Annotated in this window: 27 protein-coding genes; 15 read left to right on the top strand and 12 right to left on the bottom strand. The window is 64.2% G+C overall.

All coding sequences use genetic code 11. From position 1 onward, the window contains the following. Positions 1–26 precede the first annotated feature (26 nt). The 4 genes from VNM24_13760 to hda all read right to left on the bottom strand — a co-directional run bounded on the left by VNM24_13760 (position 27) and on the right by hda (position 3,276). On the bottom strand, positions 27–809 hold the full coding sequence (locus tag VNM24_13760; protein ID HWQ39647.1) for an ABC transporter ATP-binding protein: 783 nt from the start codon (positions 807–809) through the stop codon (positions 27–29). After that, on the bottom strand, positions 796–1,770 hold the full coding sequence (locus VNM24_13765; protein ID HWQ39648.1) for an iron ABC transporter permease: 975 nt from the start codon (positions 1,768–1,770) through the stop codon (positions 796–798). The genes VNM24_13760 and VNM24_13765 overlap by 14 nt, the downstream gene beginning before the upstream one ends. Before the next feature lie 12 nt (positions 1,771–1,782). Beyond that, the gene (locus VNM24_13770; GenBank protein HWQ39649.1) at positions 1,783–2,439 is read right to left on the bottom strand and encodes an HAD family hydrolase; all 657 of its coding nucleotides are present in this window, start codon (positions 2,437–2,439) and stop codon (positions 1,783–1,785) included. A gap of 90 nt (positions 2,440–2,529) precedes the next feature. After that, positions 2,530–3,276 (bottom strand): DnaA regulatory inactivator Hda, encoded by a 747-nt coding sequence (gene hda, locus VNM24_13775; GenBank protein ID HWQ39650.1) that lies wholly within the window; start codon positions 3,274–3,276, stop codon positions 2,530–2,532. 103 nt (positions 3,277–3,379) lie between these two features. Between hda and purM the strand changes: the two genes are divergently transcribed. The 7 genes from purM (at position 3,380) to VNM24_13810 (ending at position 10,347) form a co-directional block, all read left to right on the top strand. After that, positions 3,380–4,426: a phosphoribosylformylglycinamidine cyclo-ligase gene (gene purM, locus VNM24_13780; protein ID HWQ39651.1), complete on the top strand. Its 1,047-nt coding sequence runs from the start codon at positions 3,380–3,382 to the stop codon at positions 4,424–4,426. Positions 4,427–4,438: 12 nt separating this feature from the next. Further along, positions 4,439–5,077 (top strand): phosphoribosylglycinamide formyltransferase, encoded by a 639-nt coding sequence (gene purN / locus VNM24_13785; GenBank protein ID HWQ39652.1) that lies wholly within the window; start codon positions 4,439–4,441, stop codon positions 5,075–5,077. After that, positions 5,074–5,763 (top strand): DUF3108 domain-containing protein, encoded by a 690-nt coding sequence (locus VNM24_13790; GenBank protein ID HWQ39653.1) that lies wholly within the window; start codon positions 5,074–5,076, stop codon positions 5,761–5,763. The genes purN and VNM24_13790 overlap by 4 nt, the downstream gene beginning before the upstream one ends. Before the next feature lie 56 nt (positions 5,764–5,819). After that, entirely contained in the window at positions 5,820–7,076 is a 1,257-nt protein-coding gene (locus tag VNM24_13795) for an RsmB/NOP family class I SAM-dependent RNA methyltransferase (protein HWQ39654.1), read from the top strand. 2 nt (positions 7,077–7,078) lie between these two features. Then, entirely contained in the window at positions 7,079–7,657 is a 579-nt protein-coding gene (locus VNM24_13800; GenBank protein ID HWQ39655.1) for a phospholipase D family protein, read from the top strand. Between the two features lie 30 nt (positions 7,658–7,687). After that, positions 7,688–9,004 carry a mechanosensitive ion channel domain-containing protein gene (locus VNM24_13805; GenBank protein ID HWQ39656.1) on the top strand — a complete coding sequence of 439 codons (1,317 nt, stop codon included), beginning with the start codon at positions 7,688–7,690 and terminating at the stop codon, positions 9,002–9,004. Positions 9,005–9,144: 140 nt separating this feature from the next. Continuing rightward, complete coding sequence (locus tag VNM24_13810) at positions 9,145–10,347, top strand: fatty acid desaturase (GenBank protein ID HWQ39657.1); 1,203 nt, start codon at positions 9,145–9,147, stop codon at positions 10,345–10,347. A gap of 69 nt (positions 10,348–10,416) precedes the next feature. On the opposite strand, the gene rpmG is transcribed toward VNM24_13810, so the two are convergent. Then, positions 10,417–10,572 carry a 50S ribosomal protein L33 gene (gene rpmG / locus VNM24_13815; protein ID HWQ39658.1) on the bottom strand — a complete coding sequence of 52 codons (156 nt, stop codon included), beginning with the start codon at positions 10,570–10,572 and terminating at the stop codon, positions 10,417–10,419. Between the two features lie 19 nt (positions 10,573–10,591). Beyond that, complete coding sequence (rpmB, locus tag VNM24_13820) at positions 10,592–10,828, bottom strand: 50S ribosomal protein L28 (protein HWQ39659.1); 237 nt, start codon at positions 10,826–10,828, stop codon at positions 10,592–10,594. A 264-nt stretch (positions 10,829–11,092) separates the two neighbouring features. On the opposite strand from rpmB, the gene VNM24_13825 reads away from it, so the two are divergent. From VNM24_13825 to VNM24_13845, 5 genes are all read left to right on the top strand, one after another. Then, on the top strand, positions 11,093–11,962 hold the full coding sequence (locus VNM24_13825) for an N-acyl homoserine lactonase family protein (GenBank protein HWQ39660.1): 870 nt from the start codon (positions 11,093–11,095) through the stop codon (positions 11,960–11,962). Positions 11,963–12,031: 69 nt separating this feature from the next. Then, on the top strand, positions 12,032–13,003 hold the full coding sequence (locus VNM24_13830) for an ABC transporter ATP-binding protein (GenBank protein HWQ39661.1): 972 nt from the start codon (positions 12,032–12,034) through the stop codon (positions 13,001–13,003). After that, positions 13,000–13,707 (top strand): ABC transporter permease subunit, encoded by a 708-nt coding sequence (locus tag VNM24_13835; GenBank protein ID HWQ39662.1) that lies wholly within the window; start codon positions 13,000–13,002, stop codon positions 13,705–13,707. Before VNM24_13830 ends, VNM24_13835 begins: the two co-directional genes overlap by 4 nt. Next, positions 13,707–15,347: a GldG family protein gene (locus VNM24_13840; GenBank protein HWQ39663.1), complete on the top strand. Its 1,641-nt coding sequence runs from the start codon at positions 13,707–13,709 to the stop codon at positions 15,345–15,347. Before VNM24_13835 ends, VNM24_13840 begins: the two co-directional genes overlap by 1 nt. 11 nt (positions 15,348–15,358) lie before the next feature. Further along, positions 15,359–15,943, top strand: coding sequence for a hypothetical protein (locus tag VNM24_13845; protein ID HWQ39664.1), 585 nt, complete (start codon positions 15,359–15,361; stop codon positions 15,941–15,943). A 7-nt stretch (positions 15,944–15,950) separates the two neighbouring features. Here VNM24_13845 and radC read toward each other — a convergent pair whose 3' ends face one another. Further along, entirely contained in the window at positions 15,951–16,625 is a 675-nt protein-coding gene (gene radC / locus VNM24_13850; protein HWQ39665.1) for a DNA repair protein RadC, read from the bottom strand. 147 nt (positions 16,626–16,772) lie between these two features. On the opposite strand from radC, the gene coaBC reads away from it, so the two are divergent. Further along, entirely contained in the window at positions 16,773–17,981 is a 1,209-nt protein-coding gene (gene coaBC / locus VNM24_13855; protein HWQ39666.1) for a bifunctional phosphopantothenoylcysteine decarboxylase/phosphopantothenate--cysteine ligase CoaBC, read from the top strand. 16 nt (positions 17,982–17,997) lie between these two features. Further along, on the top strand, positions 17,998–18,447 hold the full coding sequence (dut, locus tag VNM24_13860) for a dUTP diphosphatase (GenBank protein ID HWQ39667.1): 450 nt from the start codon (positions 17,998–18,000) through the stop codon (positions 18,445–18,447). Between the two features lie 68 nt (positions 18,448–18,515). Here the strand turns inward: dut and VNM24_13865 are convergent, their stop codons facing one another. The 3 genes from VNM24_13865 to VNM24_13875 all read right to left on the bottom strand — a co-directional run bounded on the left by VNM24_13865 (position 18,516) and on the right by VNM24_13875 (position 21,828). Then, on the bottom strand, positions 18,516–19,007 hold the full coding sequence (locus VNM24_13865; GenBank protein HWQ39668.1) for a cytochrome c: 492 nt from the start codon (positions 19,005–19,007) through the stop codon (positions 18,516–18,518). 22 nt (positions 19,008–19,029) lie between these two features. Further along, positions 19,030–19,875 carry a transporter substrate-binding domain-containing protein gene (locus VNM24_13870; protein HWQ39669.1) on the bottom strand — a complete coding sequence of 282 codons (846 nt, stop codon included), beginning with the start codon at positions 19,873–19,875 and terminating at the stop codon, positions 19,030–19,032. Positions 19,876–20,076: 201 nt separating this feature from the next. Further along, positions 20,077–21,828 carry a PQQ-dependent dehydrogenase, methanol/ethanol family gene (locus tag VNM24_13875; GenBank protein ID HWQ39670.1) on the bottom strand — a complete coding sequence of 584 codons (1,752 nt, stop codon included), beginning with the start codon at positions 21,826–21,828 and terminating at the stop codon, positions 20,077–20,079. 351 nt (positions 21,829–22,179) lie between these two features. On the opposite strand from VNM24_13875, the gene VNM24_13880 reads away from it, so the two are divergent. Further along, positions 22,180–22,635 carry a DUF192 domain-containing protein gene (locus tag VNM24_13880; protein ID HWQ39671.1) on the top strand — a complete coding sequence of 152 codons (456 nt, stop codon included), beginning with the start codon at positions 22,180–22,182 and terminating at the stop codon, positions 22,633–22,635. A 41-nt stretch (positions 22,636–22,676) separates the two neighbouring features. On the opposite strand, the gene VNM24_13885 is transcribed toward VNM24_13880, so the two are convergent. Then, a complete protein-coding gene (locus VNM24_13885; protein ID HWQ39672.1) occupies positions 22,677–23,165 on the bottom strand; it encodes a urate hydroxylase PuuD in 489 nt (162 codons plus the stop codon). A gap of 278 nt (positions 23,166–23,443) precedes the next feature. After that, positions 23,444–24,454 carry a DNA-binding protein YbiB gene (gene ybiB, locus VNM24_13890; GenBank protein ID HWQ39673.1) on the bottom strand — a complete coding sequence of 337 codons (1,011 nt, stop codon included), beginning with the start codon at positions 24,452–24,454 and terminating at the stop codon, positions 23,444–23,446. Positions 24,455–24,705 lie beyond the last annotated feature (251 nt).

The following is a 24,705-nucleotide window of genomic DNA, read 5'->3' on the forward strand; positions in this document are numbered from 1 at the left end:
AGCAATGGAGCGTAGAAGGAGCTGCATTATACCCGCGGGCTGCCGTGCACCCGTGCGGGCAGGAGCACGTTTTCCTCTCCCAGCCGGTAGGCCTGCAAGGGAAAGCGATACAACTCGCCCAGCAGCCGCGGTTGGAGGATCTCCTGTGCGCTGCCGTGCGCATGACGGCCGTCTCCGTAGAGCAGCAGCGCGTGATCGCAGTAGCGCGAAGCGAACAGCAGGTCGTGCAACACGAGCACGATCAGCGCCCCGTTTGCAGCCTCCTCGCTCAAGCGCTCGAGCAGTGCGACCTGGTGCGCGAGATCCAGGTGCTGCAGCGGTTCGTCGAGCAGGAACACGGCCGGCTCCTGCGCCAGCAGCGCGGCGAGCCGTGCCCGCTGCCGTTCTCCACCCGACAGTGAGCGGTAGGCGCGCCCCGAAAGCGCCCGCAGGTCGAGGGCGTCCAGCGCCCGCAGGGCAATCTCGCGGTCCGCATCGGTCGGGCCGAACAGGCTGCGTGTGCGGGCGTAGCGACCCAGCATGACGAAATCATGGACGCTGCCCCAGTACTCGCGCGCTTCTTCCTGCAACAGCACACCGAGTTCCCGGGCAAGGCGCTTTCGCGGCTGCCCTTCGACGGGCACGCCGCCCAGTCTGACCAGGCCGCCGCTGGGCGCAGTCAGGCCGGCCAGCGCGTGCAGCAGCGTGGACTTGCCCGCGCCATTGACGCCCAGGATCGCCCAGCGCTCGCCGCGCCTGAACTCGACGGTCAGGCCGTCCACCAGGCTGCGGCCGGGCTGCTTGAGCGACAGCGACTCAGCGCGCAGCATCGCTTCGGGCGGACACGAGCAGCAGCAGGACCGGCACGCCGATCAGCGCCGTCAGGATTCCGGTCGGCAGCTGGATCGGGGCCCAGACGCTGCGCGCGGCGGTATCGGCAAGCGTCAGCAGGCTGCCCCCCACAACGGCCGAGAGCGGCACCAGCGCGCGGTAGTCGTGCACACCGACAAGCCGCACCAGGTGCGGCACGATGAGCCCCACGAAACCGATCGTGCCGCCGAGCAACACCGCGCCGGTGGTGGCCGCGGCGGCGCCGGCGTAGAGGGCAAGCTCCAGCCGGTTGACCTCGACGCCCAGCGATGCGGCTTTGAGACGCCCCAGCCCGAGCACGTTGATCGCTTGTCCGGCCGCGCCGCCGAGCAGCACCAGCCCGAGCAGCAGCGCGGCCTCGACGCCCGGCACTCGCGCATAGGTGAGATCGCCCATCAACCAGAAGAGCATGCCCTTGACCGCGCTGCCCGGCGCGAGCGTGAGCAGCAGGCTGATGAGGGCATTGAGGCCGGCAGCCACGACCACGCCGACCAGCAGCAAGCGAAACGGATTCCAGTCTCCGGCACGGTAGGCCAACAGCGCCACGAGCAACGCCATGGAGGCGGCGCCGGCGAAACCGAGCCCCGCGCCCGCCCCACTGCCCAGGCCGAGCACCATGGCCAGCAGCACGCCCAGCGCCGCGCCGCCGGACACGCCGAAGATGTAGGGATCGGCCAGTGGATTGCGCAGCAGCGCCTGCATGAAGGCCCCGGCCACGGCGAGCAGCCCGCCGGCGCAGAACGCGGCGGCCACCCGTGGCGCGCGCAGGCCCCAGACGATATCGGATGCAAGACCCGGTTCGAGCTGCAACGCCGACCACAGCTCGGAGGCCGACAGGCGCACGCTGCCGATGGCAAGCCCCGCGGCCCACGCGGCCACAGGGAGCGCGAGGACAATCACCGCACGCAACTGGCGCCGCATCGCTTCGGGCTTTCAGCGAAGGCTGATCACCTGCCAGTCGTTGGCCAGCGCGTGCTCCTTGAGCGTTTCGTCGGGATCGACCGCAACCGGATGACTGACCATGGACAGCAGCGGCAGATCGTTCAGCGAGTCGCTGTAGAACCAGGTCTCCTCGAACGCGCTCCAGGCGATGCCGTGCTCTGCCAGCCACTGCTTGAGGCGCGCGACCTTGCCCTCGCGAAAGGCGGGAACCCCCTCGACGCGGCCGGTGAACTGGCCGCCGACCTCTTCGGGTTGCGTCGCGATCAGATTCTCGATGCCGAACTCGCGCGCGATCGGCCAGGTCACGAAGCTGTTGGTCGCGGTGATCACGACCCTAGCGTCCGCCTTGTGGCTGTCCACCAGATCGCGCGCCTTCTGGGTGATCAGCGGCCGGATCTTGCGTTCCATGAACTCGGCATGCCAGGCGTCGAGCTGGGCGCGCGGATGCCGCGACAGTGGCTTGAGCTGGAAGTCGAGGAACTTGTGAATATCGAGCGTTCCCGCCTTGTAGGCCTCGTAGAACTCCCTGTTGCGCGCCTCGTACACTTCGCGGTCCAGCACGCCCTTCTCGATCAGGAACTGGGCCCACTCGAAATCGCTGTCGCCGGCCAGCAACGTGTTATCGAGGTCGAACAATGCCAGTCGCATGAGGAGCCGCGAGTTGTGGTGCGTGAATCGTGAACGGTGAAAGCGGCGCGCCCGAGTATAGCCGAGTTCCCGAGCACGAACGGACGCGGTCTACGGGCGCCCGTTGGCCCGGGCCAGCAGTTCGCGCAGCAGCGGCACGGTGACCGCGCGCTTGGTCTCGAGCGAATAGCGATCCAGCGCGTCGAGCAGCGCCACCAGATAAGGAAGATCGCGGCGCTGGCGGGTCAAGGCGTAGTCGATCACTTCCTCGGGCACGCTCAGGCCGCGGCTTCGCGCGTGCTGCGCGAGCGCCGCCGCCTTCTCCTCGTCGGACAGCGGGTACACCTGATAGACCAGTCCCCAGGCCAGCCGTGTCAGGAGATCCGCTCGCAGACCCAGCCTGGCTGGCGCGGCATCGCCGGCGGCGATCAGCACCCCGCCCGCCTCGCGCACCGCGTTGCAATGGTTGAACAGCGCGATCTGACCGGCCTCCGACAACAGATGCACGTCGTCGACGGCCAGTCCGCTCGAGACGGTCTGCGCGTCGATGGCACGGAAGGTCTGCTCGTCGACCGCGAAAGCGATCCGCCGCCCGGCCAGTTCGAGGGCGCGCACCGTGGCGGCGAGCAGATGGCTCTTGCCGCAGCCTGCCGGTCCCCACAGATAAACGAAGCGCTCGCCCGAGCTGTCCCGCGTCAGCATGCGCAGGACGGACAGCAGCTCAGCGTTGCGCCCTGCAACGAAGTTGTCCAGGGTGGGTGCCGGCGGCGCGGCGAGTTCCAGTGCGAGCTGGCGCATCAGCGGGACGGCGGCGCGATGCCCGCCAGCGGATGCGACGAGCCGTGGCCCGGGCAGCATCGAAGCGCGGGGCGACGAAGAAAGACACTCATTTTTCTGTAGAATTCGCGTGCGCTTGCGCGCCATCGCCTGCAATGTATCCGGAAGCAACACGCCGCTCAACTTGACCTCCGACCGCTCTTCCAACCCGCTTACCTATCGCGAGGCCGGCGTGGACATCGATGCCGGCGACCGGCTGGTCGAGAACATCGAGCCGCTGGCTCGCGCAACATTGCGCGAAGGCGTGCTCGCCGGAATCGGCGGATTCGGGGCGTTGTTCGAGCTGCCCAGGCGCTTCAAGGAACCGGTGCTGGTCTCTGGAACCGACGGTGTGGGTACCAAGCTGAAGCTCGCCTTTCAGCTCGACAGGCACGACACCGTGGGCATCGACCTCGTGGCGATGAGCGTCAACGACATTCTGGTACAAGGCGCCGAGCCGTTGTTCTTCCTCGATTACTTCGCGTGCGGAAAACTCGACGTCGCGACTGCCACCGCGGTCGTGCGCGGCATTGCGCGCGGCTGCGAAACGGCCGGCTGCGCGTTGATCGGAGGAGAGACGGCCGAGATGCCCGGCATGTACCCGCCGGGCGAATACGACCTCGCGGGCTTCGCGGTGGGCGTGGTGGAGAAAGCCGACATCATCGACGGGCGCGACGTGCAAGCCGGCGACGCGGTGCTCGGGCTCGCGAGCAGCGGCCTGCATTCCAACGGCTATTCGCTGGTCCGGCGCATTCTCGAGGCCAGCGGGGCCGACCTGTCATCCGCATTCGAAGGACAGACGTTAGGAGACGCATTGCTCGCGCCGACACGCATCTATGTCAAACCCGTGCTGACGGCGCTGCGGCAGACGCGGATCAAGGCGCTGGCGCACATCACGGGCGGGGGCCTGGTGGAGAACGTGCCGCGGGTGCTGCCCGAAAACCTGACCGCCAGACTGGATCGAACCGCGTGGAAACGGCCGGCAATCTTCGACTGGCTGCAGCAGCGAGGCAACGTCTCGGACGCGGAGATGTACCGCGTCTTCAACTGCGGGATCGGGATGGTGGCCATCGTGGCGCCTCGGGATGCCGATGCGGCGCTCCGGGCGCTGACGCAGGCAGGCGAGACGGTCCATCGAATCGGAGAGATCCAGCCCCGTCGCGGCGCCGAGCCGCAGACCGTGCTCGCCTGACGCAAGAGCGCAATGAAGCGGGTGGTCATCCTCATTTCCGGGCGTGGCAGCAACATGCAGGCGATCCTGGAAGCCGGTCTTCCGGCGCACTTCGCTGCCGTGGTCAGCAACAACCCGCAAGCCAGGGGACTGGAGATCGCGCGCGCGCGGGGCGTAGAAACGGCGGTGGTCGACCACCGCGCGCATGCCGACCGGCAGAGCTTCGACGCCGCGCTCGCGCAGAAAGTCGAAAGCTACCGACCGGACCTGGTGGCACTGGGCGGCTTCATGCGGATTCTCACCGACGTGTTCGTCAGCCGATTCGCCGGCCGGATCCTGAACATCCATCCCTCTTTGTTGCCGGCCTTTCCCGGGGTCGACACGCATCGGCGCGCGCTCGAAGAGGGTGTGCGGCTGCACGGCTGTACGGTGCACTTCGTTACGGCAGCGCTCGATCACGGCCCGATCGTGATTCAGGCAGCCGTGCCTGTGCTGCCCGAGGACGACCCGGATACGCTCGCCGCCAGAGTCCTGGAACAGGAGCACCGCATCTACCCGCAGGCGATTCGCTGGTTCCTGGAAGACAAGCTTTCCATCGAGGGGGGCCGCGTGAGAATCGCGCAGCCGTGCCGCTTTCCCCCCGGGATCGCCTCGCCGATGGTCGGCGCATGAGACGGATCGCGTTCTGCTTGTCGCTCGCCCTGATCTGCCTTGCGAGCCCGGCACAGGCCGCGCGCATCGAACTCACCTTCGAGATCCTGTTTGGCGACATCAAGCTCGGCGAGGGGCGCGACGTGCTGGAGCACGACGGCACGCGTTATTCCGTGGTAAGCGTTTCCGAACCGCAGGGTCTCGCGGCGCTGTTCATCAACGACATCCGGCGGGAGAGCAGAGGCCTTGTCACCGCCAACGGACTGAGGCCCGAGCGCTTCGAAGAAAGCGGGCGCAAAGACGGCAGCCGCAACGCGCGGTTCGACTGGGCGGCGGGCACACTGGTGCTCAGCAGTGCGGGCCAGGTTCAGACCGTGAAGCTGCCACCCAATACGTTCGATCAGGCCAGCCTCCCGTATGCGTTCATGTTCGCTCCGCCTCCGACCGGCGAGAGCTTTCAGGTCAACGTCACCGATGGCCGGCGGCTGACGCAGTACCGCTACCGGCTGGTGGGCCGGGAACGGATCAAGACGGCGGTGGGTGAGATCGACACGCTGCACTTCGAGAAGGTGCGCGATCCGGACGACAAGCGCGGCTTCGAGTTCTGGGTGGCGATCGATCGCCAGCATCTGCCGGTGCGGCTGCGCTACTCCGACAAGAACAGCCGGGTCTTCGACTCGGTGGTCACCCGCATCAAAATCCAGTGACGGCGGGCAACAGAGCGCGAACGCGCCCTGACCTGCCTGCGGAGCCGGGGCACGGCATGCGCCTGAACGCCTCCAACCTGCGAGAGACGAGTGCGGCGCTGGATCTCGCCTGCCGGCTGACGCATCCGGCGGATGCGGTGCTGCGGGAGTTCTTCCGGGCCCGCCGCGAGCTGGGCAGCCACGACCGCGCCTTCATCGCCGACACCGTCTTCGCGGTGCTGCGCCACAAGCGCCTGCTGGAGGCGATCGTGCCCGATCCGACTCCGCGCAGGCTCGCGATCGCCAGCCTGGTGAAGCTTCAGGGCATGAGCATCGGATCGCTGCAACCCCTGCTTGCCGCAGAGGACCGCGACTGGCTGCTGCAAGTCAGGACGGCGGATACCGAATCTCTGCCGCCGGCGGTGCGGCTGTCTCTGCCCGACTGGCTGTGGGAGCGGCTCGTAACACAGTACGGTGAGGCCGAAGCCGTCGCGCTCGGCCGCGCGTTGCTGCAGCCGGCGCCCCTGGATTTGCGGGTCAACACGCTGATCGCCACTCGCGACGAAGTGCTCCAGGCGCTGGCGCGCGACGGTATCCAGGCGCGGCCCACACCGTACTCTCCGGTTGGTATTCGGCTCGCCGGCAAGCCGGCGATCAATCGGCACCCGCTGTTTACCCGCGGCGCCATCGAGGTACAGGACGAAGCCAGTCAGTTGCTCGGCTTCCTCCTCGCGCCGCGCCGGCGCGAGATGGTGGTCGACTTCTGCGCGGGAGCGGGCGGCAAAACCCTGCTGCTCGGCGCATTGATGCACAATCAGGGGCGAGTCTACGCATTCGACGTCTCGGACAAGCGGCTCAACAGTCTCAAGCCGCGGCTCAAGCGCTCACAACTGTCCAATGTCCACCCTCAGCGCCTGGCGAGCGAGAACGACACCCGGGTCAGGCGGCTGGCCGGCAAGATCGACCGCATCCTGGTGGACGCGCCGTGCAGCGGACTGGGCACGCTGCGCAGGAACCCGGACATGAAGTGGCGTCAGTCGCCGCAGGCGGTCGCTGAATTGAAGGCCAAGCAGCGCCTCATCCTGTGGTCCGCGGCGACACTGGCGAAGCCAGGCGCACGCCTGGTCTACGCGACCTGCAGCCTGCTGCGCGAGGAAAACGAGGATATCGTGGAGGAGTTCCTGGCGACGCACCCCGGGTTTCGCAGCGTGGACTGCCAGGAGGTGCTCGACGCGCAGCGCATCGACCTGCCCACCGGGCCGCTGTTTCGCACCTATCCTCACCGTCACGGCACCGACGCCTTTTTCGCGGCGGTGATCGAGCGCCAGGCTTGACGATGCGCGCCCGTCGCCTCGCGTTCGCCGCAGCCGTGTTGCTCGGACTGTCGCTCGGGCCGGCCTGGATCCAGGCCCGCGAGACCTACGATGCGATACCGGGCAGCGGCCTGATCGAATACGCGTTCACGCCGGGAAGCGACGCCGCCGGGCTCATCATCCGCACGCTGCGCGGCGCACGCAATGCCGTCTACGTCCAGGCGTTCAGCTTCACGCACGTGGACATCGCCCGGGCGCTGATCGAAGCCCATCGGCGCGGCGTCGAAGTCCAGGTCATCGCCGATGCCGGCCAGACCGAGAAGATCGAGCACAACGTCATCTCGCGCCTGGTGCGCGCCGGCGTGCCGGTCATGCTCGACGCGGAACATGTGTCCGCGCACAACAAGGTGATGGTAATCGATCCCGACGGCGAACAGCCAGTGGTCATTACCGGCAGCTTCAACTTCACGTTCGCTGCGCAGTACCGGAATGCCGAGAACCTGCTGGTGCTGCGCGGCAATCGGGAGCTCGCGCGCGCTTATCTGGACAACTGGCAGCGCCATCGCGAGCACGCCCGTCGTTATCACGACGGCCAGGAATAGAATCGCGCCTCGCACCGGGAGAACTCCGACATGGCCGCCAAACAGACCGAAGTCGGCCGGCTGATCAGTGATCTGCTGGACGACCTGCAACAGGGGGTGATCCTCTGGCAGCTCGTGGTGCTGGCCGTCAGCCTGGCGGGCGGCTGGTTCTTCGCCCGCCGCGTCCAGCGGCGGCTGATCCGCAACCTGGCGAAAGACCCCGAAGCCACGGTGCGCATCAGCGTCGGGGGAATCAGTCGCGCGGCGTTGCCGGTCACGGCACTCGCCCTGCTGGTGCTCGGCCGCTGGATCCTCCACTACTTCCAGCCGGTGCACCTGCTCAACGTCGCGGTGCCGCTGCTGGCAGCTCTGGTAATCATCCGGGCCCTGGTCTATCTGCTGCGGCACACCTTCGCGCCGGGCGGCCTGCTGCGTTCCTGGGAAATGATCATCACCTGGCTGGTCTGGCTCGCGGTAGCGTTGCACATCACGGGCCTGCTCCCCCAGCTCGTGGCGTTTCTCGAGACCACCGGATTCACCCTGGGCAAGCAGCACGTGTCGTTCATGCTGGTACTCCAGGCCCTGTTCACGGTGGCTCTGCTGCTGCTGGGCGCGCTGTGGATCGGCAAACTGATCGAGGCGCGCATCATGGCGCTCAGCCACGTCGAGGTGAACCTGCGCCTGGCGATGTCCAAGATCGTGCGCACGGCCATGGCGATCGTCGCGGTGCTGATCGCACTGCCGCTGGTGGGCATCGACATCACCGCGCTGTCGGTATTTGGCGGCGCGCTCGGGGTGGGAATCGGTCTGGGCCTGCAGAAGGTCGCGGCCAATTACATGGCGGGTTTCACCATCCTGCTGGATCGTTCCGTGAGCCCTGGCGACCTGATCACGGTGGACGGCTTCTACGGTGAAGTAACGCAGCTCACCTCGCGTTGCATCGTCGTGCGGGGCACGGACGGCACGGAGGCGATCATCCCGAACGAGACCCTGGTGACCTCCACGGTGATCAACCACTCCTACTCGAACCGCCGGGTGCTGATGCGCCTGCCCGTCCAGATCGGCTATTCGAGCGACCTCAAAAAGGCTCTCGAGCTGATGCTGCACGCCGCGCAGTCTCATCCGCGCGTTCTGCGGGATCCCGCTCCCGCGGCGCTCGTCGCCGGCTTCGGTGCCGACGGCGTCAATCTCGAACTGATGGCGTGGATCGAGGACCCGGAGCGCGGGAAAATGAACCTCCAGTCCGACCTCTATCTGGCGCTGCACGAGGCGTTTCGCGCCGGCGGCATCGAGATCCCGTACCCGCAGCGCGACATCCGAATCCTCAATCCGGTCCAGATCGACTCCACCGGTGCGCGCACCCGCTGAAGGCCGCCACGCGCCCCCTGCCCGCGCGGCATGCCACCTGCTTGGCAAGGTCACAAGTCCTTACAAAAATAGTCGCTCAGGGGGTTGGCGTTCCTGTAGAATCGCGCTCGCTTCCTTTCCTTGACTTAGAGGTTTTTTTGATGAATATCAGTGGGTTAATGGACTTCCCCTGGTGGGCGCGAGGCCTTGTCGACCTGCCCTGGTGGGGTTATGTCCTCGCAACGCTCGTGCTGACCCATATCACCATCGCTGCCGTCACCATTTACCTGCACCGGCATTCCGCGCACCGCGCGCTGGACCTGCACCCGGCGGTGTCGCACTTCTTCCGTTTCTGGCTGTGGCTCACCACCGGCATGGTCACCAAACAGTGGACCGCAATCCACCGCAAGCACCACGCCAAGTGCGAGACTGAGGAAGATCCGCACAGCCCGCAGATATTGACTCTGAGAAAGGTGTTGCTGGAGGGCAGCGAGCTGTACCGCCGCGAAGCCCTCAACCAGGAAACGCTCGACAAGTACGGGCACGGGACGCCCGACGACTGGCTGGAGCGCAACCTCTATTCGCGCAGCGACAAGAGTGGCGTTTCCCTGATGCTGATCATCGATGTGCTGCTGTTCGGGCCGATCGGGCTGACGGTCTGGGCGGTTCAGATGCTCTGGATTCCGGTGATGGCCGCCGGCGTCATCAATGGCGTGGGCCACGCACTCGGGTACCGCAACTTCCAGGTGGAAGACGCCAGCACCAATATCGTACCGTGGGGCATTCTGATCGGCGGGGAGGAGCTGCACAACAACCACCACGCGTACGCCTCTTCGGCCCGGCTTTCGTCCAAGTGGTATGAATTCGACATCGGCTGGCTCTATATCCGGATCATGGAGGCGCTCGGTCTGGCCCAGGTCAGGAAACTCGCTCCCAGGGTACGTATCGAGCGCATGAAGCCCGCGTGCGACCTGCAGACCCTGCAGGCCGTCATCACCCATCGCTATGACGTGCTGGCCCGGTTCACGCGCTCGCTGAAATCGACCTGGGGCGAGGAACTGCGCCAGTTGCGCTCGCGACACCGGCTGCACGGCATCGACTTCGGCAAGGTGAAGACGTGGCTGCACCTGGACGAGAAGCGGGTTCCGGCACAGGAGAAGGCAAAACTGGAAAAAGTGCTGGAGACGAGCCGGGTTCTAAAGACCATCTACACGATGCGCCAGGAACTGATCGGATTGTGGCAACGGTCCTCCGCTACCAAGGAACAGCTGGTCAGCCAGCTCGAGGACTGGTGCCGCCGCGCCGAGCGCAGCGGGATTGTGTCACTGCAGGACTTCTCGCGGACGCTGCGCTCCTACGCCTAGCGCCGCAAGCAGGAAGCCAAACAGAAAAGCCCGCCGATGGCGGGCTTTTTTCGTGCACTGAAACGACGTCTACTTGAGTTTCGTTTCTTTATAGAGCACGTGCTTGCGGGCCACCGGATCGAATTTCTTCAGTTCCAGCTTGTCGGGCATCGTGCGCTTGTTCTTCGTCGTGGTGTAGAAGTGCCCGGTTCCGGCGGTCGATTCCAGCTTGATCTTTTCCCTCATGGCCTGGCCTCCTTAGACTTCACGCCGCTTCGCCGCGAGCCCGCAGGTCGGCCAGCACGGCTTCGATTCCCTTCTTGTCGATGATGCGTAACCCCGCCTGGCTCACCCGCAGGCGCACCCAGCGATTCTCGCTTTCGACCCAGAACCGGCGGTACTGGAGGTTCGGCAGGAACCGCCGCTTGGTCTTGTTGTTGGCGTGGGACACGTTGTGCCCCCCCATCGGCTTCTTGCCGGTGACTTGGCAGACTCGGGCCATCGAATAGGTACCGAAATGCTCGAAAAGGGGCGCTTTATAGCATGCCGCGGCGCCATGGGGCAAGCGAGCCCGAAATGTTCCGGCCCACAGCGAGTCCGGCCATTCGCTGCGGGCGCTTGTGGGTGCGGAGCGCCTTGCACTGCGACTTGACGCCCCCATGGCGCCCCGTGTATTAAGTCGTTTGACGCTGGATTCGCTTGATCCGGCCTCACGCCTCGAAAAAGCCGGCCCGCTCGACGGGCTCAACCATCCATGGAGGGGAGCATGAAAAAGTTGTGGCAGTCATTCACGGCCCTGGCGCTTGGTACGCTTTGCCTGGCCGCCTCTTCTGCCGCGTTTGCGCAGGCAGACATGAAAGCGTACTGGGCCACCAGCGGCATGTTCGGCCCGTTCGACATCCGCGGGCTGATCCCAAGCCTTCCGCAGGAACGATCGCGCATGATCACGATCGGCGTTCCGATGTGGATCATCGATCACCCGAAAGGGCTGGTCGTGTTCGATACCGGCAACAACGTGGCGATCGTCGACAACTGCAAGTCACATTGGCTGCCGGCAAACTGCGACTTCTTGAAACCCAGCCAGAAGCGCGCTGACGTGATCGACATGCAGCTGAAGAAGCTTGGCTACTCCGTCGATCAGGTCAAGGCGGTCATTACCTCCCACTCGCACCTGGATCACATCGGCAACATCGAAATGTTCCCCAAGGCGCTGCACGTGGTGCAGAAGCGGGAACTCTATCAGGCCTGGTGGCCCGAGAAGTTCCAGCGGCCGGGTGGCGCCCATGTCATGGCGGACTACGACGATGCGCGCGATTTCAACTATCTGGAGCTCGATGGCGATTACGATCTGTTCGGCGACGGATCGATCATCGTTCTGTCCACCCCGGGTCATACGCTGGGCAATCAGTCGCTGAAGCTGCGCTTCAAGTCCGGGCAGACTTTCGTGATCGCGCAGGACGCCATCTGGATGCGGGAGAACCTCGAGGGCTATCCGGCGGGCCTGAACTACAGCGTCAAGGACTACTTCGCGTCGGTCAACCGGCTTAAGGCCATGCGTGACCTCGAGAATGGCGAACTGTTCTTCGGCCACGACGAGCAGCAGTGGAAGGAAAAGGGCAACAAGTGGTATAGGTAACTCGGAAGAAGCGGTTGTTCCTCGGGAAGCCCCCCCTAGCGGGGGGCTTCTTTTTGCAGGCGTCTGTCCATGTCTTCTCCCGCTGCAATCACCCTGGAATCTGTTTCCAAGCGCTACGGCTCCAAGCTCATCATCGACGACGTTTCCTTCGCCGTCGAAAAGGGTGAAATCGTGGGGTTTCTGGGTCCGAATGGGGCCGGGAAAACCACGACCATGCGGATGATCGCCGGATTCACGACTCCGACGAGCGGCCGAATCACGGTCGCGGGCTACGACATGGCGACGCAGAACACGGAAGCCGCTCGCCACATTGGCTATCTGCCCGAGCGCCCTCCCTTGTACGACACGCTGGACGTGGCGCAGTACCTGCGCTTCGTGGCCAAAGTCAAGGGCATTCCCCGCTCGCAAATCGCCTCCGAGCTGGAACGTGTGTCCGCCGCCTGCCACCTGGAGGCGGTGTTCAGGCGTGAGATCTACAAGCTCTCCAAGGGCTACCGCCAGCGTCTGGGGCTGGCTCAGGCGCTGCTGGGCAAGCCCACGGTCCTCTTGCTCGATGAACCGACCGCAGGGCTCGATCCGGGGCAGATCCAGGAAACCCGCGAGGTGATTCGGTCGTTCGGCGAGACCAATGCGGTCCTGCTGAGCACACACATTTTGCACGAGGTCACCCTGATCTGTCGCCGCGTCGCGATCCTCAACCACGGCCGTCTGCTGGCCATCGATTCCCCGGCCGGGCTGCAGCGCGCATCGGAGCAGACCAATCGGGTCGTATTGCAGGTCACTGCCCCCGCGGCACAGCTGCGCGAGGAGTTGCTCGGCGTGAACGGAGTCCGCAGCATCGAGATCGATAGCGGGCGCGACAACGGCGTGCTCAGCGTAGCCTGCCAAGTGGATGCGCACGACGGAGTGGAAGCCGCGATCGCCAGAGCTGTCGCCGTGCGCTGGAACCTGCACCGGCTGGAGCGCCAGCAGCCGACGCTGGAGAACGTCTTCTTGCGCTACGTGAGCGGACCTGCCACCGAGAAGGAACCGCAAGCATGAATGGCGCGCTGGCGGTGTACCAGAAGGAGGTGCTGACCTACTTTCGCTCTCCGATCGCTTACTTCGTCGTTGCGGTGTTCCTGGTCGGGACGGGGTACTTCTTCCTGTACAACGTGTTTCTGACCGGCAATGCCACCATGGACGACACTTTCCAGAGCATGGGAGTGTTGCTGATAACGCTCGCGCCGGTGGTGTCGATGCGGCTGTTCTCGGCAGAGTACAGCGCGCAAACCATGGAGCTGCTGATGACCTTGCCGCTCAAACCATGGCAGATCGTGTTGGGCAAGTATCTTGGGGCAGTGACGATACTACTGCTCATGGCCGCCGGCACGCTCATCAACCTCGTGCCGTTGTATCTGTTCGGCAATCCGGAGACCATCACCATCCTTTCCGGTTACATCGGCTTCGTCCTGCTCGGAATGGCCTGCCTTGCAGTCGGCCAGTTCTTCTCCGCGCTGACGCACAATCAGATCATCGCCGCCTTGATCACCGTGTCCGTACTTTTGGGATTCTGGTTCATCGGCCACCTGCAGAACTTTCAATCCTCGTATGTCATCCGCGATCTGGTCGCCTATCTTTCGTTTTCCTTGCACTACGGTGACTTCATTCGCGGGCTGCTGCGCAGCGAGGCGGTCTTCTTCTACTTGGTAGTCATCGCGATCTCGCTGGTGCTCACTTCGGGTTACCTGCAGTGGAAACGCTAGTGGAAAAGTCGAAGTCAGGCCGGACCTTCAGCGCCGGGTTGATCCTGCTCGCCGGCATCAGCCTGCTCGCCACCGCCGGCGCCATTCACGCGATCCTGCTCGAACCAGCCGCCTGGATCCTGCTGCTGGCCGTCGTCGGTGCGGGACTCACCGGATGGGGAGTCTACCGGCTGCGCAGCGAGCTGAGCGCGATGGTACGCGGCCGCCGAGGCGAAATTGCCGCCTACACGCTGGGAATCATCGGTGTGCTCCTTGCCCTTGCCTACCTGTCGGTCCGTTTCCCGCTTCGCATCGACATGACCGAAGCGAAGCTTTACTCGCTGTCCGAGCAGACCGTCACGATGCTTCAGAGGCTGGAGAGTCCTGTGCACATCGTGTTTTTCCACGACCCGCTGATGCGGGAAACGGTCGAACTGTATGAGCTGATCGCGCGACAGACCGACAAGGTCACGGTCGAGTTCTACGATCCGATGACCAATCCGGCGCAGGCGCGCATGCTCGGCGTACAGTTCGCCGGCACGGCCGTGATGCAGAGCGAGGGACGCAAGCTGCAGATCCACGGTGGCAACGAGACCGATATCGCAAACGGCATTCTCCGTGTATCACGCGGTGCAACGCAGCTCATTTGCTTCCTCGACGGACACGGCGAGGCCGATCCGTTCAGCTTGGAATCGCACGATCATCTGGAAGGCGCCGCCGGGCATACGCACGGTATCGGCGCCAAAGTAGTCGTGCATGAACGCCACGGCATGGCAAAAGCCCGCAACGCGCTCGAAACCATGAACTATCAGGTCGAGAAAGTGGCGCTTCCGCGCAACGCCGAGGCGTTTTCCCGCTGCGACCTGCTGGTCGTCGCCGGCCCGAAAACCGCATTGCTGGAAACGGAGGTAGAAGCCATCCGCGGTTATCTGTCAGCCGGCGGAAATGCGCTGTTCATGCTCGACCCATTCGTCCAGACGGGGCTCGAACCGGTCGCCCGGGAGTTCGGTGTGGTGCTGGACGAGGATATCGTGATCGATCCGGCCAGCCACTTCTGGGCGGATCCGTCTTCGCCTGCCGTGACGGAGTACAACCGACATCAGGTTACACGCCAACTGCCGCTGACTTTCTTTCCGGGTGCACGCTCGCTGTCGCCCACCCCGCAGCGGGTGCCCGGGGTCTCCATCCTTCCACTGGTCAACAGTTCCAAGAGCAGCTTTGGGGAAACATCGCCGGATCGCGCGCGATTCGAGGAGGGGAAAGACCTGTCCGGGCCGAGGACGCTCATGGTCGTTGTCAACCGCAGGCCGGTAGACGCGGAACAGGCAATGTTCGGCACGAACTCGGCGTCCGCGGCAAACGCCGGAGACGGAGAAGGAGGTGCAGGTGGCGCGCGCCGGTCGAGGATCATCGTGATCGGAGACTCGGACTTCGCGACCAACTCCTTCTTCCATATCATGGGAAACGGCAATCTTTTCCTCAACGCCGTCAACTATCTCGCCGCCCAGGAGAACCTCATTGGCATAGAGCCAAGGACCTACGACGTTCCAAGAGTCAATCTGACCAATCGTCAGATGAAAGGAACGTTCTTTCTGTCGATCGTGCTCATCCCGGGTCTGCTTGCGATCATCGGAACCGCAGTATGGTGGAAGCAGCGGTGAGCGCCCGCCCCATGCGCCGAAGATTGGCTGCGGTGTGGGCGATCTTGCTGTTACTCGTGGGCGTGATCTCGGTTCTCGAGTGGTCGGAGAGAAATACGTCCGACGAGGGTGGCTACGCGAACCGCATGCTGCTGCCCGCACCGATAGAGGAACTGTCGGCGATCGAGATCGCGGTGGCCGGCGGCGTGCACCGCTTCGAGCGTGACCGCTCGGGCATCTGGTTCTACCATGGAGTTCACACCGGGGCGGAAGGTTCTCACGAACACGCGATCGAGCCCGACACGGCACAACGCATCGCAAAGGCCTTTGCCGCTTTTGGGCGTACGAAGATCGAGCGCGAATTCGCGATAAGCGACCAGGAAGCGGCGTTCGGAACCAGGACTCCGACGATGATCATTCTGGTCTATGGACCGGGCAATTCCGCGCCACTGATGCAATACGCAATCGGCGACATCGCCCCCGACACGATCAGCCGTTACGTACGCCCGGTCGGAAGATCGAACGTGGTAACCATACCCAACTACCAGATCGAAAACCTGCTCGGCCTGCTCGAGGCGGTGGGCGGCACGCCGGCGGCGCGTGTGCAGGCACGCTAGAGGCCCGTCACAGCAAACCGCGTTCAGCAAAGGAAAGCGCCAAGCCGTTGCCGACGATGAAGTGGTCGAGAACGCGCACATCGACCAGCTCGAGTGCACGCTTGAGCGCCTGCGTGAGCACTTCGTCCGCGCGGCTGGGTTCGGCAAGGCCGGATGGATGGTTGTGGGCAAAGATCACGGACGCGGCGTTGTGCTTGAGCGCAGTCTTGACGACTTCGCGCGGATAGACGCTGGTCTGCGTCAGCGTTCCGGAAAATAGCGCGTCGGCTGCGATGACGCGGTTTTGCGCGTCGAGGAAGATCCCCATGAAGACCTCGACCGGCTTGTGCTGCAGCGTGAGCCGAAGATAGTCGCGCACGGCCTGCGGCGAGCCGAGATTGACCCCGGATTTCAGTTCCTGCGCCAGCGCGCGCCGCGCCATCTCCATGGCTGCCTGTAGCTGGACGTACTTCGCTTCACCGAGCCCCTTGATGCCGCAGAACGTCTCGCGCTGCGCAGCGGTGATCGCGGCGAGCGAGCCCAAGCGCTTCAGCAAATCGCGAGACAACTCCACGGCGCTCCTGCCTCTGATGCCGGTGCGCAGAAAGATGGCCAGCAATTCCGCGTCGGACAGCGATGCCGGACCCCTGGCGAGAAGTTTCTCTCTCGGCCGGTCATCTTCAGGCCAGTCCTTGATCGCCATTTCACCTCCCAGTGCGGCTGCCGTTCGCGGGATCCTCGCCGCCAGTCCAGAATCGCTGCACGGCACAGGATGGCCACGGCGGGCTCTTTCTGCCTTCAGGCCGGGAGTCTACACTGCCGGCTGGCGACATCCTGTAAGCTTGAATACATGGCCGAATTGAGCAATCGACGCATCCTCCTCGGCGTGACGGGCGGCATCGCCGCCTACAAGGCGGCAGAACTCGCACGGCTGCTGATCAAGGAAGGCGCGGACCTGCAAGTCGTCATGACCGAAGCCGCGTGCCGGTTCGTGACGCCGCTCACGATGCAAGCCCTGTCCGGAAAGCCGGTGCCGACCGGCATGTGGGACGCGGCCGGCAACGGCATGCCGCATATCGAATTGTCGCGTGATCGCGATCTGATCGTGGTCGCGCCCGCCACTGCCGATTTCATGGCGAAACTGGCGCATGGCGGCGCCGACGACCTGCTCTGTGCGTTGTGTCTGGCACGCGAATGCCCGCTGATGATCGCCCCGGCGATGAACCGGCAGATGTGGGAGCACCCGGCGACGCAGCGCAATGCGGCGCAGCTGCGCCAGGACGGGGTAATCGTAGTCGGCCCCGCAGCCGGCGATCAGGCCTGTGGCGAAGTGGGCATGGGACGGATGTCCGAAGCCCAGGAAATCCTGGAGGCAATCGTTTCGTGGTTTCAACCCAAGCTGCTTTCGGGCACGCGCGTAATCGTCACGGCCGGACCGACCTTCGAGGCCATCGATCCGGTGCGCGGGATAACCAATCTCAGCTCGGGCCGCATGGGTTATGCAGTAGCCCGCGCCGCACTCGAAGCGGGCGCCCAAGTGACGCTGATCACGGGCAGAACGCAGTTGACTCCCCCCGTGGGGGCGCAGGTCGTGCCGGTAGTCAGTGCGCGGGAAATGCTGGAAGCGGTGATGAAACGGATCGAAGGCTGCGACATCTTCATCGCGGTCGCCGCGGTCGCCGACTACCACGTCGTGAACCGCCAGGAACACAAGATCAAGAAGGGAAACCGGCCGCCGACGATCGAGCTGGCTCCCAATCCTGACATCCTGGAGGCGGTCGCCAGCCGCCAGGATGCCCCCTTCTGCGTCGGATTCGCGGCCGAGAGTCGCGATCTGGAAGCCAACGCGGAGGCAAAACGTCGCAAGAAGAAGTTGCCCCTGCTCGCTGCCAACGTCGCTCAGAGCGCCCTTGGCGCCGAGGACAACGAGCTGGTGCTGCTGGACGACGCCGGCGCACACCGGCTCCCGCGCAGCTCCAAGCTCGAACAGGCGCGGGGGCTAATCCGGCACATCGCCAAGCTGTACAAGCCCGCGCGCGCGGCCTTGCCCGCGCACTGAGGTCGGGCGCCATCCCATGAGACAAATCGACATTCGTATCCTGGACATGCGCCTCAAGGACCACATGCCGGATTACGCCACCCCCGGCTCGGCAGGGCTCGACCTGCGCGCCTGCATCGAGCGGCCGCTCGATCTGCAGCCGGGGCAGACCGAACTGGTTCCCAGCGGCTTGGCGATTCATCTGGCCGATCCCGGATTGGCCGCGATCGTGCTGCCCCGGTCGGGTCTCGGACACAGGCACGGCATCGTGCTGGGCAACCTGGTGGGCCTGATCGATTCGGATTATCAGGGCCAGGTGTTCGTTTCGTTGTGGAACCGCGGCACGCAGACCTTCACGCTCAGGCCGATGGAGCGTATCGCGCAACTGGTGGTCGTGCCGGTCCTGAGAGTGGGCTTCAACCTCGTTGACCAGTTCGAATGCAGCAGCCGGGGATCCGGCGGGTTCGGCAGCACCGGCAATCACTGAACCCGGATCCTGTCGTGCAAAGCAAAAAGGCCGGGGCAACCCGGCCTTTTTGCGTCCCGTCTGGCTTCTCAGTTGGTCACGGGGAACACCGGCAACTGGTCGCTCTTGATCTTGTAAGGGTCTGGAATCTCGCCTTTTTCGATGCGACGCTTCTCTTCCCAGCGCAGGAAGGCGATCACGCTGATGATCTCCTCCGGCGTCATCGTCGTGCCAAAGGCGCCCATGGTGCCGCCAAGATTGCGTGGTACGCCAACCGCGATCGTCGCGTAGATCTCGGCATTGGTATTGCCGGTGAATTTGAAAGTGCCGCACGACAGACAGGGTCCCTTGCCGCCATGGCCATCGCCGCCGTGGCAGAAGGAACAGCGCTGGGCGTACTTGGCACGCCCCATTTCGACCACTTTCATGTCATGAGCAGGCACTTCCATGTCGTTCGGATTCGCTTTGTGCTGCGCCGCCGCCTGCTCGACCCAGAGTCCTCCCGAACCGATCCCGAGCGCGAGCACCGCCGCGGCTAGAGTGCCCGCCCTGCCAATCACCGTCCGCCACTGACCGCTCATTGCAACCATCCTCCGAAAACTCTCAAGATGAAAAGGGTGGATAAAACGGAACGCCGTACGATTCCACGATCTGCTTGATCCTTCCGTTGGACAGCAACTCGCTGATGCTCTCGTTGAGGAAATCGATCAGGGACTCGTCCTGTTTGCGCACCACGTACTTCAGGTTCCAGCGCTGCCCTTCGGGAGGCACGTAGCCGTCGACCATCCCGAAGCGGCCATCGGGAAACTCGCGCTTCGCGACGGCGACCGCTGTTGCCCACACCAGGGCGGCATCGACCTCGCCCTCGGCCATCGCCTTCATGATGCGCCGGTTGTCGAGATACAGCCCGCGCGGGATATTGTGGGTGAACAGGTAGTCATCGATGGGCGTGGACATCGACACGCCGACCTTGATATTGGCGTCCTTGAGTTCCTGGAGCGAGCGCTTGTCCGCCGCCCTTCCCTGGACCACGAGCACGTAACCCAGCCCGAGGTAGGGCTTGGTGAAGGTGAGCTTCCCCATCAGCTGATCGTCGTCGCCGGAATCGGAGATGCCCATGAAGACGTCGCAGCGCCCTCGCATGATGGAGTTGCGAAAAGCGCGCGAAGTTCCCCCGCGCGTACCGGTATCGGCCCAGTACATCTCCAGTCGCATGCCGCCGCGCCTGGCGATCTCCTGCATGATTTCCACATCGAAGCCAGGCGGATTGGTGTTCTGGCTCGAATACGGGTAGTCATAGGGATCGGCGCAGGCGACCAGCTTGCCTCTGGCCTTGGATCGTTCCAGAACGTCGGCGATCTCATCGGGATCGGACGTGCCCTGCGCCCAGGTCGCCATGCTTCCAATCGTCAGCAGGCCCACACAGGCGCTCATCAACAGCTTCTTCAAGGCTCTCTCCTCATTCCAGGTCCCCTTCCACTCTTCTCCCTTGGTTTCAGAAACGCACAGCTCGAGGCGGTGTTTACCGCCTCTGCGCCGGCGCGTTGCGCTACCGCGCAAAAAACAAGGGAGGGCTGCTAGCCCCCCCTCGGGTCTCAACCGCCAATACCTCTACCTCCAGCGTTGGCGGATGTCTTGCGGCGGACGGAGTCAGTCCACCGTAAAGACCATCAGGGCACCGCCCTTCTGGTTCTTCTTGTACCACTCGGAGAAGTACAGCGGCCAGATACCGCCGCCGCCAGCACCGTAGACGATCGCGACGTACTGCTTGCCGTTCGCGGCAGTATAGGTCGTCGGGTTGCCGTGCACGCCCGAACCGACCTGGAACGACCACAGCAGTTCGCCGGTCTCGTCGTTGACGGCATTGAACATGCCTTCCGGATCACCGTAGAACGCCAGGCCGCCACCGGTCGCCAGCAGCCCGCTGGTCGCCGGCCAGCTCTGGGACTTGGACCACACCAGCTTGCCGGTGGCCGCGTCAAAGCTCTTGATCAGGCCCGCTCCGGCATTGAAGGTGATGACCTTCGCGCCCAGGTACCACTCACCGCGCTTCCACTCCATCTTCTTGGCCTGCAGGTCCATGGCGAAGTCATAGATCGGCACGTAGACCATCTTGGTGCGATGGCTGTATGCGGCCGGGTGCCATTCCTTGCCGCCGTCCAAGGACGGAGCGATGTCCGTGGTCACCTTGTCGTAGACCACGTCCTTCTCCGGCCAGTTGTAGATCGGCTTGCAGTTGTTGGCCGGGGTGATCGGCTTGGTCCAGTTCACCCGCTGCATGGCCGTGACCCAGATGCACTTGTGCTCGTTTCCGGCCTTGGTCCTGACCGTGCTGGCGCGGTCGATGCCGTAGACGTGGCCGTTGCGCGAAGCGTGGATCCACATCTTCTTGCCGCCAAGATCGACGAGGATGTTCTCGTTCACGCCGTCATAGTCATACGGATCGTTCGGCGTGTAGTTGAAGTAGCTCTTGATCTTGCCGGTATCGGCGTCGAGCACGATCGTGCTGTTGGTGAACAGGTTGTCGCCCAGACGCACGTGACGGTCGAAGTCCGGGCCCGGGTTGCCGATCGGCCAGAACAGCGAGTTCGTCTCCTTGTCGTAGGATCCGGTGATCCAGGCCGAGCCACCACCGTACTTCCACGACTCGCCAGCCCAGGTGTCGTTACCCGGCTCGCCCGGACCCGGAATCGAGTAGGTCTTCCACACCGGAGCGCCGGTGTCGGCGTCGATCGCCGCCACCCAGCCGCGCACCCCGTACTCGGCGCCCGCGGTGCCGAACACGATCTTGTTGCGGACTGCCAGAGGCATGATGGTGAAGGTCTCGGCGTAGGTGTAGTCACCCATCTTCTTGTCCCAGACCACCTTGCCGGTCGCGTTGTCCAGCGCGACGATGTGCGCGTCAAGCGTGGCGAGGTAGACCTTGTTCTTGTACACGGCCACGCCGCGGTTCACGACGTCGCAGCACAGCTTCGGGAACACGTCGCCCGGCAGCTCGCGCTCGTACTTCCAGTTCACCTTGCCCGTGATCGCATCGACCGACAGCACCTTGTTGAACGACGTAGTGACGTAGATCGTACCGTTGACCGCCACGGCCTGGCTGTCCTGTCCCTCGAGCACGCCGAACGACAGGTTCCAGGCGGGCTTGAGCCGCTTGACGTTGTCCCGGTTGATCTGGGACAGCGGGCTGTAGCGCGTCATCTGGTAGTCCTTACCGTAATGCAGCCAGTTCTGCGCGTCCTTGTCGGCGTTCAGAAGCATGTCATCCGTCACGTAGTTTGGATACAGCGTGGAGCTCAGCGTATCCACACCCTGCGCGGAGACGAGTCCGGAAGCGCCGATCGCCGCGACAGCGGCGACGGACACCGCAGCACGTTTGATGTGCAACGATTGCTTCACCATTAGAGACACCTCCCGAAGAATTGCGCGGCACCTGTGTCGCGATACCGCACTTTAAGGTTTTTGATTTACTGCTTGGCGCGTAAAGCAAGAAAACAGCTTGGAATGAAATCAAGCTGGAGAAGCTTTACTGCGAAGGAGAAGTTAGTGGAACCCCCTGGGGTTGTCAACTGAAACCTGCCGGAAGCCCGCGACAACATTGGATTTCGCGAATGATGCGTTGCATCAATCGAGCGTCCACAAGGGCTCTACAAGACAGTCCGCAGCGACCCACTTGCGGGCACCTCGATACCTGTGAATTCCGAACCGTGTTACCGTTGCAAATGTTCGGCAGCCCCCCGTCCGAGCTTCCCGATGAAACCACTCGCTGCCACTGCCGCGTTGCTGCTTGCCATCGGCTTGTGTTGCCCCGCTCCGGCAGGGCGCGCCGATCCGCTGCTCACCTACCCGCTCAAGATTGCCGGCCACAGCTTGCGGGCCGAGGTGGCCCATACCGAGCCAGCGCGGCTGCGCGGGCTGATGTACCGCAAGCACCTGCCCGAGAATCAAGGCATGGTCTTCATCTACCCGGAGGCCGGCCGGCAGGCGATGTGGATGAAGAACACCTTCATCCCCCTTTCGGTGGCGTTTATCGACGCTGAAGGGCGCATCCTGAATATCGAAGAGATGAGCCCGCACTCGGAGCACGCGCACGCCTCCGCCGGCAGAGCGGCCTATGCGCTGGAAATGAATCGCGGCTGGTTCGCGAAACGCGGCATCAGACCCGGCGACCGCGTCGAGGGACTGGAACGGTTGCCCAAGGCCCGATAGGAACGCGGGGCAGCGCCCCGCGCTCTTTCCAAGCCTCGGACCTATCCGAAAAAGATGGCGCTATGGCCTCCGGCGCCCATGAAGAACAGCATCGGGATCGACAACATGGTGTTGGTGCGGGACGCCAGGAAAGCCACGCGACGCGCCTTGTTCTTCTCCTCGTCGCTCGCCTGCACCAGGCCAAGGATCTTCTTCTGGTTCGGCCAGATCAGGACCCAGACGTTGAACAGCATGATGGTGCCGAGCCAGGCGCCCATGCCAATCGCGGCGTGGCTGGGGCGCAGAAGGAACGCGTCGTCGAAATTCGCACCGAGCAGCGCCGCCCCGGCGAGCCAGGTCACTACGGCGGCCCAGCGGAAGAACAGCAGCGCGCGCGGAGCCACATGCTTGCTGATACCCGCAGCGGTGCCGTCGGCCTGTGCGGCCTTGAGCGCCGCCACCTGAACGAAGTTGAAGTAGTACAGCAGTCCGATCCACATGACGCCCGCGAGCAAGTGGATCCAGCGCGAGATGGCAGGTATGAAATCCATGGCTTCAGGCTCCGATCAGCGCCTTCACGACGTAATAAAGGATGACGGTGAGAATGACCCCGCTGATCACCGTCCCCCACAGAGAATCGAGTGGATTTTGCATGGCGACTCCCCCTTTCGTGGGCGGTTGGAAACGGCGGTAGTGTAGAGAACGCCTCCGGGCGCGGCAATAGTCGCGCGGCATACGCCGACCCCGGATTGCACGCGACCTCAATCGCGGCACGGCTCGAGGACATCGCCGCGGACCAAGGTCCCGGGCGTGTCGAGCCGCCCACTAACTAAACCGGCAGCCCGCGTGCATTCGACATCCCGAAAGAAGTGCGCACGCCCGCCTCCACAGCGGCGATCGCCTTGGCCTGATTGAACTCCTCGGCATACCCGGACAGGTAGAGGCAGCAGGCGAACTGGTTGACCAGCGGCTGCGGCACGGGAACCCGACCACTGATCGCCTGGCGTATCCACCGCGCCGTGGTCGCGGCATCGCAAACCTCTACAAGGTTCGCCATCCTCCGCGCGGGCATCGTTTCCTCCTCGAACAGCCTGCGGGTCATCGCATCGCGCACGTGGAGCATGCGAGGACGACGCCTCGGATCGGCGAATGGCTCGCCTTCGGGTCCGCGCAGGAGCAAAGCCTGGGCGCCCGTCGATGCGAGCACCATTTCGAACCGGGCCAGCTCGCACTCGCTTTGAGCGCCGACGACCCTGATGCACTCACCGTGGAAAGGATCGATCAGCTTGACCAGCGTGTGCGCGACATTGGGGACGCCCAGTCGATAGCGCAGGGCGAGCAGCGACGCGAGCGCCGGACACAGCACCGCGGCGGGAACGAAGGCCAACCGACTCTCCTCGAGCGCCCGCTGGGCGTGCGCCAGACTCGTGCAAGGCAGGATGCCGAGTTCACGCAAAACGTAGGCGCAGGCCACGCCGGCGGCAACTTCCAGGCTGCCGTGAATCAGCACCGGTACCCCGAGCCGCTGCAGCATGAGGGCGAGCAGCGGCAACAGGTTGGGCTGGGTTTTCGCTCCGCCGTAGGTGCCGAATACGAGCGGTCTGGGCGACGGCCACGGCGATCGCAACGCGTGGACCCGGCTCCTCGCGGCACGGTCGAATCCTGCCATTTCCGAAACCGACTCGCGTCTGACGGCGAACGCCGTGAGCACGGCGCCGATTTCGAGCTCGGACGCGCCACCGTCGAGGATCGCCGCGAAGAGATCATGCGCATCCTCAGCGTCGAGCGCGCGATGATCCTCCGAAGCGGCGATCAGCTTGATATAGCGCGAGAGGCTCATGTCACCGGCAAACCGGAAGTCGAAGAGCGTGGAGCCCGACAGTTGCGTAGCGCCGGTTCAGCAACGCGTGTGCCAAGAACTTTGCGCGGCGAATCGCTGCCCCGCGCGGGGTACGCAACGCGTACGCCGCGCCATGGTGCACCGTGCGTCGCGTTTGCCTTGAAGTGGTGCGTCGGCTACGCTGCTTTCTGCAAGGAGGCGACGCTGGATGGCCCGTCCTTCAGGTCGCAGCACCTAGTCACGGCGCCCGG

The organism is Burkholderiales bacterium, from assembly GCA_035560005.1.
Taxonomy (GTDB): domain Bacteria; phylum Pseudomonadota; class Gammaproteobacteria; order Burkholderiales; family Eutrophovitaceae; genus DASRFY01.